This window comes from Anderseniella sp. Alg231-50 (assembly GCF_900149695.1).
Classification (GTDB): Bacteria; Pseudomonadota; Alphaproteobacteria; order Rhizobiales; family Aestuariivirgaceae; genus Anderseniella.
Map to the genome: position 1 here is coordinate 1,789,846 of NZ_LT703003.1, position 15,922 is coordinate 1,805,767.

Annotated in this window: 12 protein-coding genes; 8 read left to right on the forward strand and 4 right to left on the reverse strand. The window is 58.2% G+C overall.

Annotation, left to right across the window (positions count from 1 at the left end; translation table 11 throughout):
• The first annotated feature begins 20 nt into the window (after positions 1–20).
• The 3 genes from hemH (at position 21) to DHN55_RS08415 (ending at position 2,648) form a co-directional block, all read left to right on the forward strand.
• The gene (hemH, locus tag DHN55_RS08405; protein WP_108880851.1) at positions 21–1,067 is read left to right on the forward strand and encodes a ferrochelatase; all 1,047 of its coding nucleotides are present in this window, start codon (positions 21–23) and stop codon (positions 1,065–1,067) included.
• Between the two features lie 138 nt (positions 1,068–1,205).
• The gene (locus tag DHN55_RS08410) at positions 1,206–2,189 is read left to right on the forward strand and encodes an SPFH domain-containing protein (protein WP_108880852.1); all 984 of its coding nucleotides are present in this window, start codon (positions 1,206–1,208) and stop codon (positions 2,187–2,189) included.
• Positions 2,190–2,201: 12 nt separating this feature from the next.
• A complete protein-coding gene (locus DHN55_RS08415; RefSeq protein WP_108880853.1) occupies positions 2,202–2,648 on the forward strand; it encodes an NfeD family protein in 447 nt (148 codons plus the stop codon).
• 34 nt (positions 2,649–2,682) lie between these two features.
• Here the strand turns inward: DHN55_RS08415 and galU are convergent, their stop codons facing one another.
• On the reverse strand, positions 2,683–3,573 hold the full coding sequence (gene galU, locus DHN55_RS08420) for a UTP--glucose-1-phosphate uridylyltransferase GalU (RefSeq protein WP_108880854.1): 891 nt from the start codon (positions 3,571–3,573) through the stop codon (positions 2,683–2,685).
• Between the two features lie 179 nt (positions 3,574–3,752).
• Here galU and galE point away from each other — a divergent pair, with 179 nt between their 5' ends.
• From galE to DHN55_RS08435, 3 genes are read left to right on the forward strand one after another with little or no spacing between them, the layout of a single operon-like run.
• Positions 3,753–4,739: a UDP-glucose 4-epimerase GalE gene (gene galE, locus DHN55_RS08425; RefSeq protein WP_108880855.1), complete on the forward strand. Its 987-nt coding sequence runs from the start codon at positions 3,753–3,755 to the stop codon at positions 4,737–4,739.
• A 20-nt stretch (positions 4,740–4,759) separates the two neighbouring features.
• Complete coding sequence (locus DHN55_RS08430; protein WP_108880856.1) at positions 4,760–6,010, forward strand: lytic murein transglycosylase; 1,251 nt, start codon at positions 4,760–4,762, stop codon at positions 6,008–6,010.
• A gap of 11 nt (positions 6,011–6,021) precedes the next feature.
• Positions 6,022–7,146 carry a DUF459 domain-containing protein gene (locus DHN55_RS08435; RefSeq protein ID WP_108880857.1) on the forward strand — a complete coding sequence of 375 codons (1,125 nt, stop codon included), beginning with the start codon at positions 6,022–6,024 and terminating at the stop codon, positions 7,144–7,146.
• A 63-nt stretch (positions 7,147–7,209) separates the two neighbouring features.
• Here the strand turns inward: DHN55_RS08435 and DHN55_RS08440 are convergent, their stop codons facing one another.
• Both DHN55_RS08440 and gltB read right to left on the reverse strand, forming a co-directional pair.
• The gene (locus tag DHN55_RS08440) at positions 7,210–8,628 is read right to left on the reverse strand and encodes a glutamate synthase small subunit (RefSeq protein ID WP_108880858.1); all 1,419 of its coding nucleotides are present in this window, start codon (positions 8,626–8,628) and stop codon (positions 7,210–7,212) included.
• Position 8,629: 1 nt separating this feature from the next.
• The gene (gene gltB, locus DHN55_RS08445) at positions 8,630–13,327 is read right to left on the reverse strand and encodes a glutamate synthase large subunit (RefSeq protein WP_108880859.1); all 4,698 of its coding nucleotides are present in this window, start codon (positions 13,325–13,327) and stop codon (positions 8,630–8,632) included.
• Between the two features lie 552 nt (positions 13,328–13,879).
• On the opposite strand from gltB, the gene DHN55_RS08450 reads away from it, so the two are divergent.
• Both DHN55_RS08450 and DHN55_RS08455 read left to right on the forward strand, forming a co-directional pair.
• Positions 13,880–14,944: a beta-eliminating lyase-related protein gene (locus DHN55_RS08450; RefSeq protein ID WP_108880860.1), complete on the forward strand. Its 1,065-nt coding sequence runs from the start codon at positions 13,880–13,882 to the stop codon at positions 14,942–14,944.
• On the forward strand, positions 14,926–15,318 hold the full coding sequence (locus tag DHN55_RS08455) for a hypothetical protein (protein ID WP_108880861.1): 393 nt from the start codon (positions 14,926–14,928) through the stop codon (positions 15,316–15,318). The genes DHN55_RS08450 and DHN55_RS08455 overlap by 19 nt, the downstream gene beginning before the upstream one ends.
• A 54-nt stretch (positions 15,319–15,372) precedes the next feature.
• Here the strand turns inward: DHN55_RS08455 and DHN55_RS08460 are convergent, their stop codons facing one another.
• Entirely contained in the window at positions 15,373–15,825 is a 453-nt protein-coding gene (locus tag DHN55_RS08460; protein ID WP_108881787.1) for an Hsp20 family protein, read from the reverse strand.
• Positions 15,826–15,922: the final 97 nt, after the last annotated feature.

Genomic DNA, 15,922 nt, shown 5'->3' on the forward strand with positions numbered 1-15,922 from the left:
TCCAGAACATCAGGAAGACCATGCCGGACAATTCCAAAAATCGCGAATTTGCGCTGCCTGCCGACCATCCGCCAGTCGTCGGCGGAAAGACCGGCGTTCTCATCATGAACCTTGGAACCCCTGAGGCCACCAGCTACTGGCCGATGCGGCGTTATCTGAAGGAGTTCCTCTCGGACCCGCGGGTGATCGAAACAAACCGGGCGTTATGGTGGGTTATCCTCAACGGTATCGTCCTGACGTTTCGGCCCAAAAAGTCCGGCCATGCCTACGAGCTGATCTGGAACAAGGAGCGCAACGAGTCTCCGTTGAAAACCATAACCCGGTCACAGTCCGGGCAATTGGCAGAGCTGTATTCGGGTAATGCCGAGATAGTGGTTGACTGGGCCATGCGCTATGGCATGCCGCCGGTGAAGGAGCGTATCGAGCATCTGAAGAGCCTGGGCTGCGACAAGATCGTGCTGTTTCCGCTCTATCCACAATATTCAGCGACCACGACGGCAACGGCGCTGGATAAATGCTATGACGCGCTGAAGCAGATGCGGTGGCAACCGGCCATTCGCACCGTGCCGCCCTATCATGATGACCCGGCCTATATAGATGCGCTGGCAAGCAGCCTGACGGCGCACCTGAAAGCCATCGACTACAAGCCCGATGTCGTGGTGGCATCGTTCCACGGGTTGCCGAAGTCGTACCTGATGCGCGGTGATCCCTATCACTGCCATTGCCAGAAGACCGCGCGGCTGCTGCGCGAGCAAATGGGTATGAAGGAAGGCGAATTGATCATCACCTTCCAGTCGCGGTTCGGAACCGAGGAATGGCTGCAGCCGTATACCGACAAGACAATCGAGAAACTGGCGGCGGACGGAGTGAAAAACGTCGTCGTCATTACGCCGGGTTTTTCTTCCGATTGTGTTGAAACACTTGAGGAAATCGCCATCGGAGTGAAGGAAGCCTTTATCGAACACGGCGGCGAGAATTTCTCCGTGGCACCATGCCTGAACGACAGCAAGGCATCGATAAAAATGCTCAAGCATCTGATTGACCGGGAGCTTGCCGGCTGGATTTGAGACTTATCCTTGCGTTGCTTCTGTGAGTTGACGAAATTGCGACGTGAAACAGGCGAATCAAAGTAGTTTTTAACCAATTTCCGCCACTCTGCCGCAAAACGGCAGGCGCTTGCGTCTTTTCAAATAAGGATTGGTTTCATGCTTGAAGGTTTCAGTGTTTTCGTTCTGGTGCTGCTTGCACTGGCGGTCATCACCCTGTTCAAGTCGATCACGACCGTGCCCCAGGGCTTTGAGTACACCGTCGAACGATTTGGACGCTACATCAAGACGCTGGGCCCCGGCCTTGGCATCATCCTGCCGTTCATCGATCGGGTCGGATCGAAAATGAACATGATGGAACAGGTGCTGGAAGTGCCGAGCCAGGAGGTCATCACCAAGGACAATGCCATGGTGCAGGTCGATGGCGTGGCGTTTTTTCAGGTACTGGATGCAGCCAAGGCGACATATGAAGTCAACCGGCTGGAAAATGCGATTCTCAATATAACCATGACCAATATACGTACCGTCATGGGGTCGATGGACCTGGACAGCCTGTTGTCGCAGCGCGATGACATCAACCATGCCATATTGGGTGTGGTCGACCAGGCGACCTCCCCGTGGGGCGTTAAGATGACCCGCATCGACATCAAGGACATCAACCCGCCGCGTGACCTGGTTGATTCCATGGCCCGGCAGATGAAGGCAGAGCGTGACAAGCGTGCCGCCATCCTGGAAGCCCAGGGGGCACGTGAATCTGCAATTCTGAAGGCCGAAGGCGAGAAACAGGCAATCATGCTGGATGCCGAGGGCAGGCGTGAAGCTGCGTTCCGCGATGCCGAGGCGCGTGAGCGTGCGGCCGAGGCGGAGGCAAACGCCACACGCATGGTGTCGGTTGCCATTGCTGAAGGCGATGTCCAGGCGGTAAACTACTTTGTCGCCAACAATTACATCACGGCGCTGGAAAGCATTGCCAAGTCACCGAACCAGAAATTGCTGATGCTGCCGGTGGAAGCCTCCAGCGTTATCGGGTCGATTGCAGGCGTTGCCGAAATTGCCAAGGAAGCGTTCGGCGAAGGTGGTGGTGGCGCACAGCGCTCCGGCAGCGCGCAGCGTGGCGCGAGCGTACCGAAAGTGAAGCAATAAGGGCGACGGCTGATGGCTGAAATTCTGGGTATTTTTGGAGACTGGACCTGGTGGATCATAGCCGGGTTGCTGCTGGTCAGCGAGTTGCTTGCCACCAGTATCTTTCTTGTCTGGTTCGGGCTGGCTGCATTGAGCGTCGGCCTCGCCGACCTGTTTCTGGGTCTGACCTGGCAGATGGAGATTATCCTGTTCGTCGTGCTGTCGGTGGTCTACCTGCTGCTCGGTCGGCGCTATGTCAGGACGCGGGCCACCGGTGAGGACAACCTGCCCTACCTGAACCAGCGCGTGAATGCATTTGTCGGCCGTACCGCAACGTTGCACGAACCCATCGTCAACGGCGAGGGCAAGGTGCGCATCGATGATGCGTTGTGGCGGGTTACCGGCACCGATGCACCGGCCGGCTCCAGGGTCCGCATTACCGGCGGTTCCAACATGGTGCTGGAAACCGAGCCCGCGTGAGTACGCCGGCGAGTTCTATCCGGGCCGGAAAGTTCTAATCCAGCCCGCCGTTTCTTGCGATAATCTGCTTCAGCACCTGTGTGAATTGCGGGCTTATGTCGGTGCGTGACAGGCCAAGTGCAACATTGGCCGCCAGGAAGCCGACCTTGTCGCCGCAATCGTAGGTGGTTCCGGTAAATTTCAGGCCGTAGAAGTCCTGCTCATCCATCAGTTTGAGCATGCTGTCGGTCAACTGGATTTCACCGCCGGCACCGGCGGTCTGCTTGTCGAGCAGGGCGAATATCTCCGGTTGCAGAATGTAACGGCCGGAAATGATGAGGTTGGACGGGGCATCTTCATGCTTCGGCTTTTCGACCATCGAGGTGATTTCAAAGCCTTCACCGGCGTCAGCGCCGACCCCGACAACGCCATATTTGTGTACCTGGTCCTGCGGCACTTCCTCCACAGCAATCACATTGCCACCGCGCGCGTCATAGACATTCTTCATCTGCGCCAGGCAGCCGGGCGAGCCGTGAATGAACATGTCGGGCAGCAACAGGGCGAACGGCTCATTGCCGACAAGGTCACGTGCACACCACACGGCGTGACCGAGACCAAGGGGCTCCTGCTGACGGGTAAAACTGGTCTGGCCCGCGCCGGGCAGGTCTGACTGGAGAATTTCGAGCTCAATGTCCTTGTTGCGGCGCTTGAGGGTTTCTTCCAGTTCAAACTGCTTGTCGAAATGGTCCTCGATAACCGCCTTGTTGCGGCCGGTGACGAAAATGAAGTGTTCGATACCGGCTTCGCGTGCTTCGTCAACGGCAAGCTGGATGACCGGACGGTCCACAATCGTCAGCATTTCCTTCGGAACAGCCTTGGTCGCCGGCAGAAACCGCGTGCCAAGTCCTGCCACCGGAAACACCGCCTTTTTAATTTTGCTGGTCATCGCTCCGATACCTATCCCCTCAATCGCCCCGATGTTGTGTGAAAACTCACTCAATATCAGGCATCAACAGTAAAGCTTTCTAAACGTTTTGTTTGGGTTTTGTTAGCACAATCAGCCTTCGACGCAGGTCCGTGATTCGGGCGTAAACCAACTGATGCAATCCGGGGATGCAATCTGGAATGAGTGTTCTGGTTACAGGCGGGGCAGGCTATATCGGCTCGCACATGGTGCTTGCGCTGTGTGACGCCGGCCATGACGTCGTTGTGCTCGATAACCTGTCTACCGGCATGTCCTGGGCAGTTGCGCCGCAAGCGAGGCTGATTGAAGGCGATATCGGGGATGAAGAGCTGACGCTGAACATCATCGAAGAGCACAGCGTGGACGCAATTGTTCACTTTGCCGGTTCTATAATTGTGCCGGAAAGCATGTCCGATCCGCTGGGCTATTATCTCAACAATACCGTCAAGTCGCGCTCATTGATCCACAGTGCCGTCAAGGCCGGTGTGCCGCACTTCATCTTCTCCTCTACGGCCGCCGTATACGGTAACCCGAAGACTGTTCCGGTAACCGAAGATGACGACCTTTTGCCAATCTCACCGTATGGCACATCCAAGCTGATGACCGAGTTGATGTTGCGCGATGCCTCCATTGCGCATGATCTTGAATTTGTGGCGCTGAGATATTTCAATGTGGCAGGCGCCGATCCAAAGGGCCGCAGCGGCCAGTCGACACCGCAGGCAACCCACCTGATCAAGGTGGCGTGTGAAGCTGCCCTGGGCAAACGCGATCATCTCCAGGTCTTCGGCAAGGACTACGAAACCCGAGACGGCACCTGTTTGCGCGATTACATCCATGTCAGCGACCTGGTCCGGGCCCATCTTGATGCGCTGAGCTATCTGCGCGGTGGCGGAGAAAGCCAGGTGTTCAACTGCGGCTATGGCCGGGGTTACTCAGTCCTGGACGTGGTCGGCGCAGTGGAGAGGGCGGCGGGTCTCGACCTGGACGTGCGTGATGCGCCAAGACGGCCTGGTGATCCGGCGGAAATCATCGCCAATGCAGATCGGGCACGTTCGGTACTTGAATGGCGGCCTCGGCATGACGATCTGGATTTAATCGTGGCTAGTGCGCTGGCGTGGGAAAAACACCTGCTGAGCCGCAACAGCTGATACAGGAACTTGGTGGAAGCATGAAAAGATTTGGACTTTCTCTTCGTGGATTTGCGGCAATGCCGGTTTTTCTGGCGTGCCTGGTTCTCGGCGCGACCACATCACGCAGCCTGGATATCGGGGCACTGGAAGCCCTGAGCCGCAATGCGGCGTTTGACCAGTTTGTTGAAGACCTGTGGCCGGAAGCGCGGCGCAAGGGAATATCGCCGAAACTCTACAGGGAAGCATTTGCCGGTGTGACGCCGGACCCGCGCATCTTTGCGCGCCAGACCAGCCAGGCTGAGTTTTCAACGCCGATCTGGACATATATTGACAAACGGGTGTCTGCCGACCGGATAGCCCGGGGCAAATCGATGCTGGGCACTCATGCGCGCGCGCTGCAGGCCGTTGAGCGGCGCTACGGCGTCGACAAGTACGTTGTTGCGTCGATCTGGGGCATGGAGACGAATTTCGGCAGTTTTACCGGCAAGATGAGCGTTATTCGCTCACTCGCCACCATGGCATTTTCCGGCGGGCGCAAGAAATATGGCCGCAAGCAGTTGCTGGGTGCACTTGATATTCTGCAAAGCGGGGACATTCCGCTGGATCAGTTCAAGGGATCCTGGGCTGGTGCAATGGGCCACACCCAGTTCATTCCGCTGACCTATAATGCCTATGCGGTGGATATGACCGGAGACGGCAAGCGGGACATCTGGAATTCGATACCGGACGCGCTGGGTTCAACAGCCAACTACCTTAAGAAACGCGGCTGGAAGAACCATATGCCATGGGGATGGGAAGTGCGTTTGCCGCGCGGTTTCAATTACCGCATGGCGGGCAAGAAGGGAACGCGTTCCGTCGCAGCGTGGGCGAAGCTGGGCGTGCGGCCGGCGGGGCGGGGGAAATACGGCGTTGCCGATGTCCGCGCCAGGCTGCTGCTGCCGGTCGGCAGACATGGACCGGCATTCCTTGTGACGCGGAATTTTGACGCTATTCTGGCCTACAACAGGTCGAATTCCTATGCGCTGGCTGTGGCACACCTGGCAGACAGGCTGGCCGGGCAGGGGCCGTTTGTGGCTAACTGGCCAACCGATTTGAAACTTCTGTCGCGGTCCGACAACCGCGAGCTGCAGAAGCTGTTGAGCGCGCGCGGGTTCAATACCGGCGGCACCAGCGGCACCATCGGTCCGCGCACCCGCAGCGCCATCAGCAACTACCAGCATCGCATCGGCCTGACGCCGGACGGGTATGCCGATGCAAGATTACTTGAGCGGTTGCGTCGCGGCCTGTAGACTGCCGGACCATGAATCAGTTTTTGAAAATCTGTCAGCGAGCAGTCGCTGTTGCGGTGTTGGTTGGCCTGGTGAACGTGCCGTCTTACGGCCAGCAGGCTGATGAAGCACCGGTGGTGGAAAGTGCGCAATCCAGTTATCTGCCGGCGCGCAAGCAGGTTTATGACATCGTCATCATGGGAGATGTCCTGGGGACAGGACTGTGGGCCGGCATGAACCGGTTTGTGGAGACTGAAGACCGGGTCACCGTTACAGGCCGTATCCAGGAGAACTCCGGACTCGCCCGTCTGAAGCTCTACAATTGGGCCAAGGCAGCGGATAACCTGCTTGAATCGCGGCCCTTTGATATTGCTGCAATCATGCTCGGGGCAAATGACGCCCGTGACATCAATAGCCCAGAGGGATTTCTCAGGTTCGGCAGCGACGAGTGGCGCAAAGCCTATAGTGAACAGATCAACGCTCTGGTGAGCGCACTGAAAAAACATCGCGTTGCGATCTACTGGATAGGCGTGCCGCCGATGCGGCGCAAAAGCTATGACAATGCCATGAAGATTGTGGCAGATGTCGAGAGGCAGGTCATGGCGGAAAGAGGCGTGCGTTATATCGACTTGCGACTGTTGCTGGCGGACAGTGACGACAACTACACCGACCGCGGTGACGACGGTACAGGCACGATCGTGCGGTTGCGCTCGCGCAATGGCGTCAAGTTCATTGCAGGCGGCAATGACCGGCTCGCGGTTGAGTTGATGAAACTGGTTCGTGCCGACATAGCCATCGGAGACGGTGCCGGCGGCGGTCCGGCGGTTGTCCCCCTGCAGGAAGAAATCATTCTGACACCCGAAGAACTTGCAGCACTGCCTGCCTTTGTGGCGGAACGGCCCGGAACCGAGGCGCCGGTGAAGATTGAGCCGGCCCAGTTGCCGGGCCTGAATTATACAGAGATTGCCCGGGTCAATGAAGATGCGATCAAGCGGGCCGCCAGGGAAGGGCTGACCCTGTTTGACAAGGTTCGCAGTTCGACAGTAGACGGCAGCGCCGCCCGGCTGTTGTTCAGGGACGGCATCTGGCCTGAGGCCCCCGCCGACCGATTTGACTCGTTCAGCGTTGCCAAGGATCCGGCCAACACAGCACAGTAACTCGAGCCTGAAAGCGTCTGGATCAGGTTCAGGGGGTCTTCTGAGCCCATATTGCTCCGGCGGCTACCTGGGTAGAGTGGATGTGCCCATCAGAAATTCGTCGATGGACCGTGCGGCCTGACGGCCCTCGCGGATGGCCCATACCACCAGTGACTGACCGCGGCGCATGTCGCCAGCGCTGAATACTTTCCAGCGGTTTGTCTGGTAGGCCACTGTGTCCGCCTTGACATTGCCACGCCCGTCCAGCGAGACACTGAGCTGTTTCAGCATGCCGTCATGCACCGGGTTCACGAAGCCCATTGCCAGTAGCACCAGGTCAGCCGGCAGTTCAAACTCACTGCCTTCGACCGGTTTCATGGTGCTGTCCACCCGGGTGCCGTGCAGTGTCTTGACCTTGCCCTTGTCGCCGGAGAAGTGCGTGGTCATGACGGCAAAGTCACGCGTAGCCCCTTCGGCCTGGCTTGACGATGTGCGCATTTTCAACGGCCAGTGTGGCCAACTCAACGCCTTGTTTTCCATTTCCGGCGGCGCTGCCATGATTTCCAGCTGGGTCACGGACAATGCGCCCTGCCGGAACGATGTGCCGATACAGTCTGAACCGGTATCGCCGCCGCCGATCACAACGACATGCTTGCCGCCGGCGAGAATGGGAGTGACGTCGCCCAGGTCTTCCCGCCCGATGCGCTTGTTCTGCTGGCGCAGGAAATCCATTGCAAAGTGCACGCCGTCCAGGTCACGGCCCGGTACAGCCAGGTCGCGCGGGTCTTCTGAACCGCCGGACAGCAGCACTGCATCATGGCTGCGCTCCAGGTCCGTTACGTCGGTGTCGACGCCGACATGACGGTTGCAATGAAATACGACGCCTTCTGCTTCCATCTGCTTGGCGCGGCGTTCGATCAAATGCTTGGACATCTTGAAATCGGGAATGCCGTAGCGCAACAGTCCGCCGGGCTTGGCCTGCTTTTCATAGACATGGACATCATGTCCGGCGCGGGCAAGCTGCTGGGCCGCGGCCAGTCCGGCGGGGCCTGAACCGACGACGGCCACCTTCTTGCCGGTCCTGCTTTCCGACACTTCCGGTACAACCCAGCCCTCTTCCCAGGCCCTGTCGACAATCGCACACTCGATTGTCTTGATGGCAACGGGGTTGTCATCAATGTTGAGGGTGCACGACGCTTCGCAAGGCGCCGGGCAAATCCGGCCGGTAAACTCGGGAAAATTATTGGTCGAATGCAGGTTGCGGGACGCCTCTTCCCAGTCCGAGCTATATACCAGGTCATTCCAGTCGGGAATCTGGTTCATCACCGGACAGCCACTGTGGCAGTACGGTATGCCGCAATCCATACAACGGGCTGCCTGGGTCTTGACCTCGGTCTCGGCCAGGGGGATGACAAACTCGTCAAAGTTGGAAACACGCTCGGCGACGGGTTTGTAGGGCCGTTCCTGGCGGTCAAATTCCTTGAAGCCGGTAATCTTGCCCATCTTACTTGCCCTCTCTTACGCCAATCAGCATTTCGCCGGTGGCATTTTGTGCTTCCATTTCCTTCAGTGCGCGGCGGTAATCGACCGGCATGACCTTGACGAATTTCGGCAGATAGGCCTGCCAGTTGTCGAGAATTTCCCTGGCACGTGCCGATGCGGTGTAATGGGAGTGGTTGCTGATCAACTGAAACAGCCGCTCTGCATCATGAGACGTCATGTCGCCCTGCACATCCACAAGCCCATGACTTTCCAGGTCACCGGACTGGTTGGCAATGCGCTGCAGAAGCTCTTCTTCTTCCGGTACAGGCTCAAGATCAACCATGGCCAGATTGCAGCGCTGACGGAAGTCGCCCGCCTCATCCAGCACATAGGCTATGCCGCCCGACATGCCGGCAGCGAAGTTGCGCCCGGTCTGACCCAGAACCACGACTATACCGCCGGTCATGTACTCGCAACCGTGATCGCCGGTACCTTCGACAACCGCCAGCGCGCCGGAATTGCGCACGGCGAAGCGTTCGCCGGCAACGCCGTGGAAATAACATTCACCGGCAATGGCACCATACAGGACCGTGTTGCCGACAATGATCGAGTTCTCCGGCACGATTGCAGTGTTTTCCGGCGGGCGAACCACCAGGCGACCGCCTGACAGGCCCTTGCCGACATAGTCATTGGCCTCGCCGATCAGGTCCAGGGTCACGCCCTTTGAAACGAATGCCCCAAAACTCTGGCCGGCAGTGCCGCGCAGGGTGATCGAGATCGTGTCGTCGGGCAAACCGGCATGTCCGTAGCGCCGGGCAATTTCGCCAGACAGCATGGCGCCGGTCGACCTGTCCACATTGCGGATCGGCAGTTCAAAGCTTACAGGCTTCTTGTTTTCAAGCGCAGGTGCTGCGTGCTCGATCAACTGGCGGTCCAGTATCTTTTCAAGATGATGATCCTGGGCCTCACTGTGGCGGATGGCGATATCCTTTGAAACAGACGGTTTCGCGAATATCTTCGAGAAATCCAGGCCACGGGCTTTCCAGTGCTCGATGGCCTGTTCCTTGTCGAGGAAATCGGTGCGCCCGATCATCTCGTCCAGCGACCTGAAACCCATGGCAGCCATCAGCTCACGCACCTCTTCGGCCACGAAGAAGAAATAGTTGATGACGTGTTCAGGCTTGCCGGTAAAGCGCTTGCGCAGATCGGGATCCTGGGTCGCGATGCCGACAGGGCAGGTGTTGAGATGGCATTTGCGCATCATGATGCACCCGGCTGCAATCAACGGCGCGGTTGCAAAACCGAATTCATCGGCGCCCAGAAGGGCGCCCACGATCACGTCACGGCCGGTGCGCAGACCGCCGTCGACCTGGACCGCGATACGGCTGCGCAGCTCGTTCAGAACGAGCGTCTGCTGGGTTTCGGCAAGCCCGATTTCCCAGGGCGATCCGGCATGCTTGATGGAGGTCAGCGGGGAAGCGCCGGTACCACCTTCAAACCCTGAAATGGTCAGGTGGTCGGCACGGGCCTTGGATACGCCGGCGGCCACTGTTCCAACGCCGACTTCCGACACCAGCTTAACTGATATGTCGGCTTTCGAATTGGCGTTCTTCAGATCGTAGATCAGTTGTGCCAGATCCTCGATCGAATAGATGTCGTGATGCGGCGGCGGCGAGATCAGGCCGACTCCCGGGGTTGAGTAGCGCACTGCGGCGATTGTCTTGTCGACCTTGTGGCCGGGTAACTGGCCACCTTCGCCGGGTTTTGCTCCCTGTGCCATCTTGATCTGGATCATGTCCGAATTGACAAGATACTCCGTGGTTACGCCGAAGCGCCCGGAGGCAACCTGCTTGATGGCCGAGCGCATTGAATCACCGTTGGCCATGGGATTGAAACGGTCAGGCTCTTCGCCGCCTTCGCCCGTGTTGGACTTGCCGCCAATACGGTTCATGGCCATGGCCAGCGTGGTGTGGGCCTCGCGGCTGATCGAGCCGAACGACATCGCACCGGTGGCGAACCGCCTGACGATGTCAGCAGCCGGCTCAACCTCTTCCAGCGGGACAGCCTGCCTGCCCATTTCCTCCGCAGGGCGCAGTCTGAACAGGCCGCGCAGGGTCATCAGCTGGGCTGCCTGATCATTCACCTGCTTGGCAAACGCCCGGTATTTTTCGGGAATGTCGCCACGCACCGCGTGTTGCAGGTCTGCGACTATCTCAGGGCCCCAGACGTGTGACTCGCCGCGGAAACGGAAGGCATACTCGCCGCCGACGTCCAGCGCATTCCGGTAAATCGGAGCGTCGGAAAAGGCAAGCCGGTGCCGTTCAACGGTTTCTGTTGCGATCTCTGCAAGCCCGACACCCTCAACCTGGGTGGCAGTGCCGGTGAAGAAACGATCGACAAAAGCCTGCTTCAGGCCGACGGCATCAAAAATCTGTGCACCGCAATAGGACTGGTAGGTCGAGATGCCCATCTTGGACATGACTTTCAGCAGGCCCTTGTTGATGGCCTTGATGTAGCGCTTTGCCGCTTCCTCACGGCTGACTTCCTCGGCCAGTTTCGGCAGCATGTCTTCGATGGTTTCAAAAGCGAGGTATGGATTGATCGCCTCCGCGCCAAATCCCGCCAGCGTTGCGAACTGGTGGACTTCGCGGGCCTCGCCGGTTTCGACAACCAGGCCCACGGACGTGCGCAGACCGTTGCGTATCAGGTGATGATGCACGGCTGACGTTGCCAGCAGTGACGGGATCGGGACCTGGTCCTGCGACGCCATCCGGTCCGACAGGATGATGATGTTGTGGCCTTCGTGGACGGAACTTTCGGCCCGGGCGCAGAGATGATCCAGTGCCTGCTGCATGCCCAGAGCGCCATCGGCGGCTGCATAGGTAATATCCAGCGTGATCGTCAGGAAGTCATTGTCCTTGATGTCGCCGATGACCCGGATTTTTTCCAGGTCCTCATTGGTCAGGATCGGCTGCGGAACCTCAAGGCGCTTCTGGCGCGAAGTGCCTTTCAGGTCGAGCAGGTTCGGACGTGGGCCGATAAACGACACCAGCGACATGACCAGTTCCTCGCGGATCGGGTCGATCGGCGGGTTGGTCACCTGGGCGAACAATTGCTTGAAATAGGTATGCAGCAGCTTCGGCCTGGACGACAGGGCCGAGATCGGCGTGTCGGTGCCCATGGAGCCGATGGCTTCCTGGCCGGTCTGGGCCATTGGCGCGAGCAGGAATTTGAGGTCTTCCTGCGTGTAGCCAAACGCCTGCTGGCGGTCGAGCAGGGCAACATTGGTCTGCGGCGCGCGCGGCTTGGACGCCGGCATGTCCTTCAACAGCACCTGGGTGCGGTCCAGCCATTCGCGGTAGGGGTACTTGGTGGACAGGGTGTCCTTCAGTTCCTCGTCTGAAATGATGCGCTTTTCTTCCAGGTCGATGAGCAACATCTTGCCCGGCTGCAGGCGCCACTTGGTTGTAATGGTGTCTTCGGCAAAATCCAGCACGCCCATTTCGGACGCGAGCATGACAAAGCCGTCATTGGAGACCAGGTAACGCGCCGGGCGCAGGCCGTTGCGGTCCAGCGTGGCGCCGATCTGGCGGCCGTTGGTGAATGCGATTGCGGCAGGCCCGTCCCAGGGCTCCATCAGGGCGGCATGGTATTCGTAGAACGAGCGGCGATTTTCATCCATCAGCGGATTGCCGGCCCAGGCTTCCGGGATCAGCATCATCATGGCATGGGACATCGGATAGCCGGCAAACTGCAGGAGCTCCAGCGCGTTGTCGAAACAAGCCGAGTCTGACTGGCCTTCATAGGAGATCGGCCACAGTTTTTCCATGTCGGCACCGAACAGGTCGGAACTCATGGTGGCGTAGCGTGCCGCCATCCAGTTGTAGTTTCCGCGCAAGGTGTTGATCTCGCCATTGTGGCAGATCATCCGATAGGGATGGGCCAGCGGCCAGGAGGGGAAAGTGTTGGTGGAGAACCGCTGATGCACCAGGGCCAGGGCGGAGGTGACCTTGGGGTTCTTCAGGTCGGTATAGTAATCGCCCAGGTTCACGCCCAGCACGAGGCCCTTGTAGATGATGGTGTCAGGTGACATGGACACCACATAATAGCCGGAGCTGTCGGTGTCGGTGATGGAGGTGACGCGGTTGGATACCACCTTGCGCATGACGAACAGCTTGCGGGCAAAGGCGAGCGGATCGGTATCCTTGAACCCGGGTCCGCGGGCCACGAACACCTGACGGTGGAACGGCTCCGTCGGCAGAACCGAGGCGCCGAGAACTTCCTTGTCGACCGGCACGTCGCGCCAGCCCAGGACTTCCAGGCCTTCCTCTAGGGCGGCCTTGGCGAAAATCTGTTCGATACGTTCACGCACCGCCGGGTCACGCGGCAGGAACACAAAGCCCACGCCATAGTCACCGGCACCCGGCAGCTTGAAACCGAGCCGTGTTGCTTCGGCGGCAAAAAAGTCGTGCGGGATCTGCAGCAGAATACCGGCACCGTCTCCGGCTTTCGGATCCGCGCCCACCGCACCGCGGTGTTCCAGGTTGGCGAGAATGCGCAAGCCGTCTGCAATGACCCGGTGGCTCTTGTCATTGTTGATGTTGGCGATCATGCCTACACCACATGCATCGTGTTCATTGGCAGGATCATAGAGCCCGGTTTTTGCGGGCAGGCCGGCCTGGGTCAAAGCCTTCGAGCGTGCAGAAACTTGGTATGTCATGTCCGGCGATCCTTGCCTGTTTTGCGAAAGTTGGTCCTTCGTGCCTGACGAAGACCGCACGACGCGGGTGTAGAACTCTTATGTCTGGAGAATTCCGGCTAATGTCCGCTGGCAGGGCTTTATCTGAACGGACACTGTTTCCGCATCCAGCCTGCTGTCTTGAACGTTTCGCCTGCAAATCCCTCCGCTTTTCGGGAGAACTGCGTGGTTGACGTTCTAGAAGCGTTTGAGCGTCGTGCGTTTTCCCGGGGTCAGGCAGACCGTGCCTTGACGTTTCTGTTTGGTTTTAGCCGTCATCGTGCTGCTGCTCGATCTCATTCGGTGGTCTGCCATAATTTAGGTCAGTTGTGCTGACCTAAACTGTCAGTTGTATTGCCAGAAATCTGTCCAATATGCAAGCGGTCTTGGTGCCAGTGGTTTATACCAAGGCGGCCGACAACTACTTCCTCTGGTATTGCAGGTTTATTTGTTTGATCGCGGGTGTGCCTGCCTGAGCGACTGTGGTACTCAGGCGGCGAAAACCGACGTAACCGCGAGTGTGGGAATCAATCGATGAATTTTGGCAGCGACAATGTGTATGGCGTACATCCAGTGGTCATGGATGCAGTCGTGGCGGCGAACTCAGGCACGCAGAGTTCGTACGGCACGGATGACTACACACGCAAGGCGCAGGAACAGCTGTCGGCCGTGTTTGAATGTGACCTGGATGCATTTCTGGTGCTTAACGGCACTGCAGCCAACAGTTTGTGCCTGTCCGCCATGACCCCGCCATACGGTGCGGTTATCTGCCATGGAGACGCACATATACTGGTCGATGAATGCGGCGCTCCGGAACTGTTCACCGGCGGTGCCAAATTGATTGGTGTCAATGACCCAATGGGCAAATTGACGTCAGATGGCGTTGAAAAAGTACTCAACGGTTTTACGCGCGGCGAACATGACCCGAAACCGGCGGCTGTCTCCATAACCCAGGCAAGCGAGCTGGGGACGGTTTACTCGGTTGATGAAATTGCCGCGATTGGAGGACTTGCCCATTCGCGGGGCATGAAACTGCACATGGATGGTGCGCGCTTTGCAAATGCGCTGGTCTCGCTTGGGTGCACGCCGGCCGAAATGACCTGGAAAGCAGGCGTCGATGCGCTGTCGTTCGGGTGCACCAAGAACGGAACGATGATGCTGGAAGCGGTGGTGTTTTTCGACAGGGCACTTGCCGCTGACTTCTCCCACCGGCGCATGCGGGCTGCGCAATTGCTTTCGAAGGGGCGGTTTTTGGGTGCTCAGATGAATGCCTATCTGGAAAATGACCTGTGGCTTGATAATGCCCGTCATGCCAACGATATGGCCACATATCTGGGTGAAATTCTGCAGGCGACCGGCAAGATGCGGATGCCGCTGCCTGTCCAGGCCAACGAGGTGTTTCCGATCATGCCGAGACCCCTGTTCGACATGTTGTTGTCAAAGGGTGTGGTCACTTATCAGTGGCCAGGCGAAGGTCCAGGCAATGATGTGGCGGCGGAAGACGAGATACTGGCCCGCTTTGTGTGTTCATTCCTGACCAGCAAGGCTGATTGCGATGCATTGGTGAAAGAGGTTGAGACATGGAACGGCGCCACCTGACGCTATTACTGGCCGGCCTGGCACTTGTGATTACGGGGCCGTTGCCGCGCGCCGAGGCGCAGTCGGGTCACTTCTATTATTTCGGACATCCGGGCTATAACCCGTATCAGTATCCCTATCCTGACCGTGACGGATATGCGCGTTTTGATCTCAATTGTGTTGGCGCGGCCAAGTTGTTGCGCGAGGACGGGTTTCGGGTCATCGACGCCATTCGCTGCAAACGGCATCTGCCATTTGTGTACCTGGCGGTTCGCGACCGCAAGCGGTACCGGGTGACGATCAGCCAGTTTGACGGCGAGATACTGGACGTGGTGCGGGCGGATCCCAAATCCCGCAAGAAGCGCAAGAAGCGGCGCAAGCGCAGAAACAAGTGAGGCGCCGAAGATGAAATCTTCAGCGCCCGCTCGGTCTGCAGAAAACCCTGCCCGTTAGGCGGCTTTCTTGTCTTCGATCAGTTTGGCCTTCTTGCCGGCACCCTTGATTTCAATGGTGCGTGGTTTCATTGCTTCGGGAAGCTCACGCTTCAGATCGATGTGAAGCAGGCCGTTTTCGATTTCCGCGCCGGTTACTTCAACATGATCGGCAAGCTGGAAGCGGCGGTCAAAATTGCGTGCCGCAATGCCCTGATGCAGGAAATTGACCTGCTCGGTGCGGTCTTGCTTCTGACCGGTCACAGTCAGCGAATGGTTTTTCACTTCTATGGCCAGTTCACCAGGGGTAAATCCGGCGACAGCCATGGTGATGCGATAGGTGTCTTCGCCGGTGCGCTCGATGTTGTAGGGCGGGTAAGTCGGCGTATCCACGGTGTTTACTTCGTCGAGCATCTTGGCCAGACGGTCAAAACCAACGCCGGTACGATAAAGTGGGGTCAAATCAAACATGATGGTCATCCTTTCCATAAGCGATGCAGTTTGTTGATGCACTCTCCCATAATCCGGGCAGAGTGACTTTCAGCTATGTGGACCCGTTCTGGCGTCC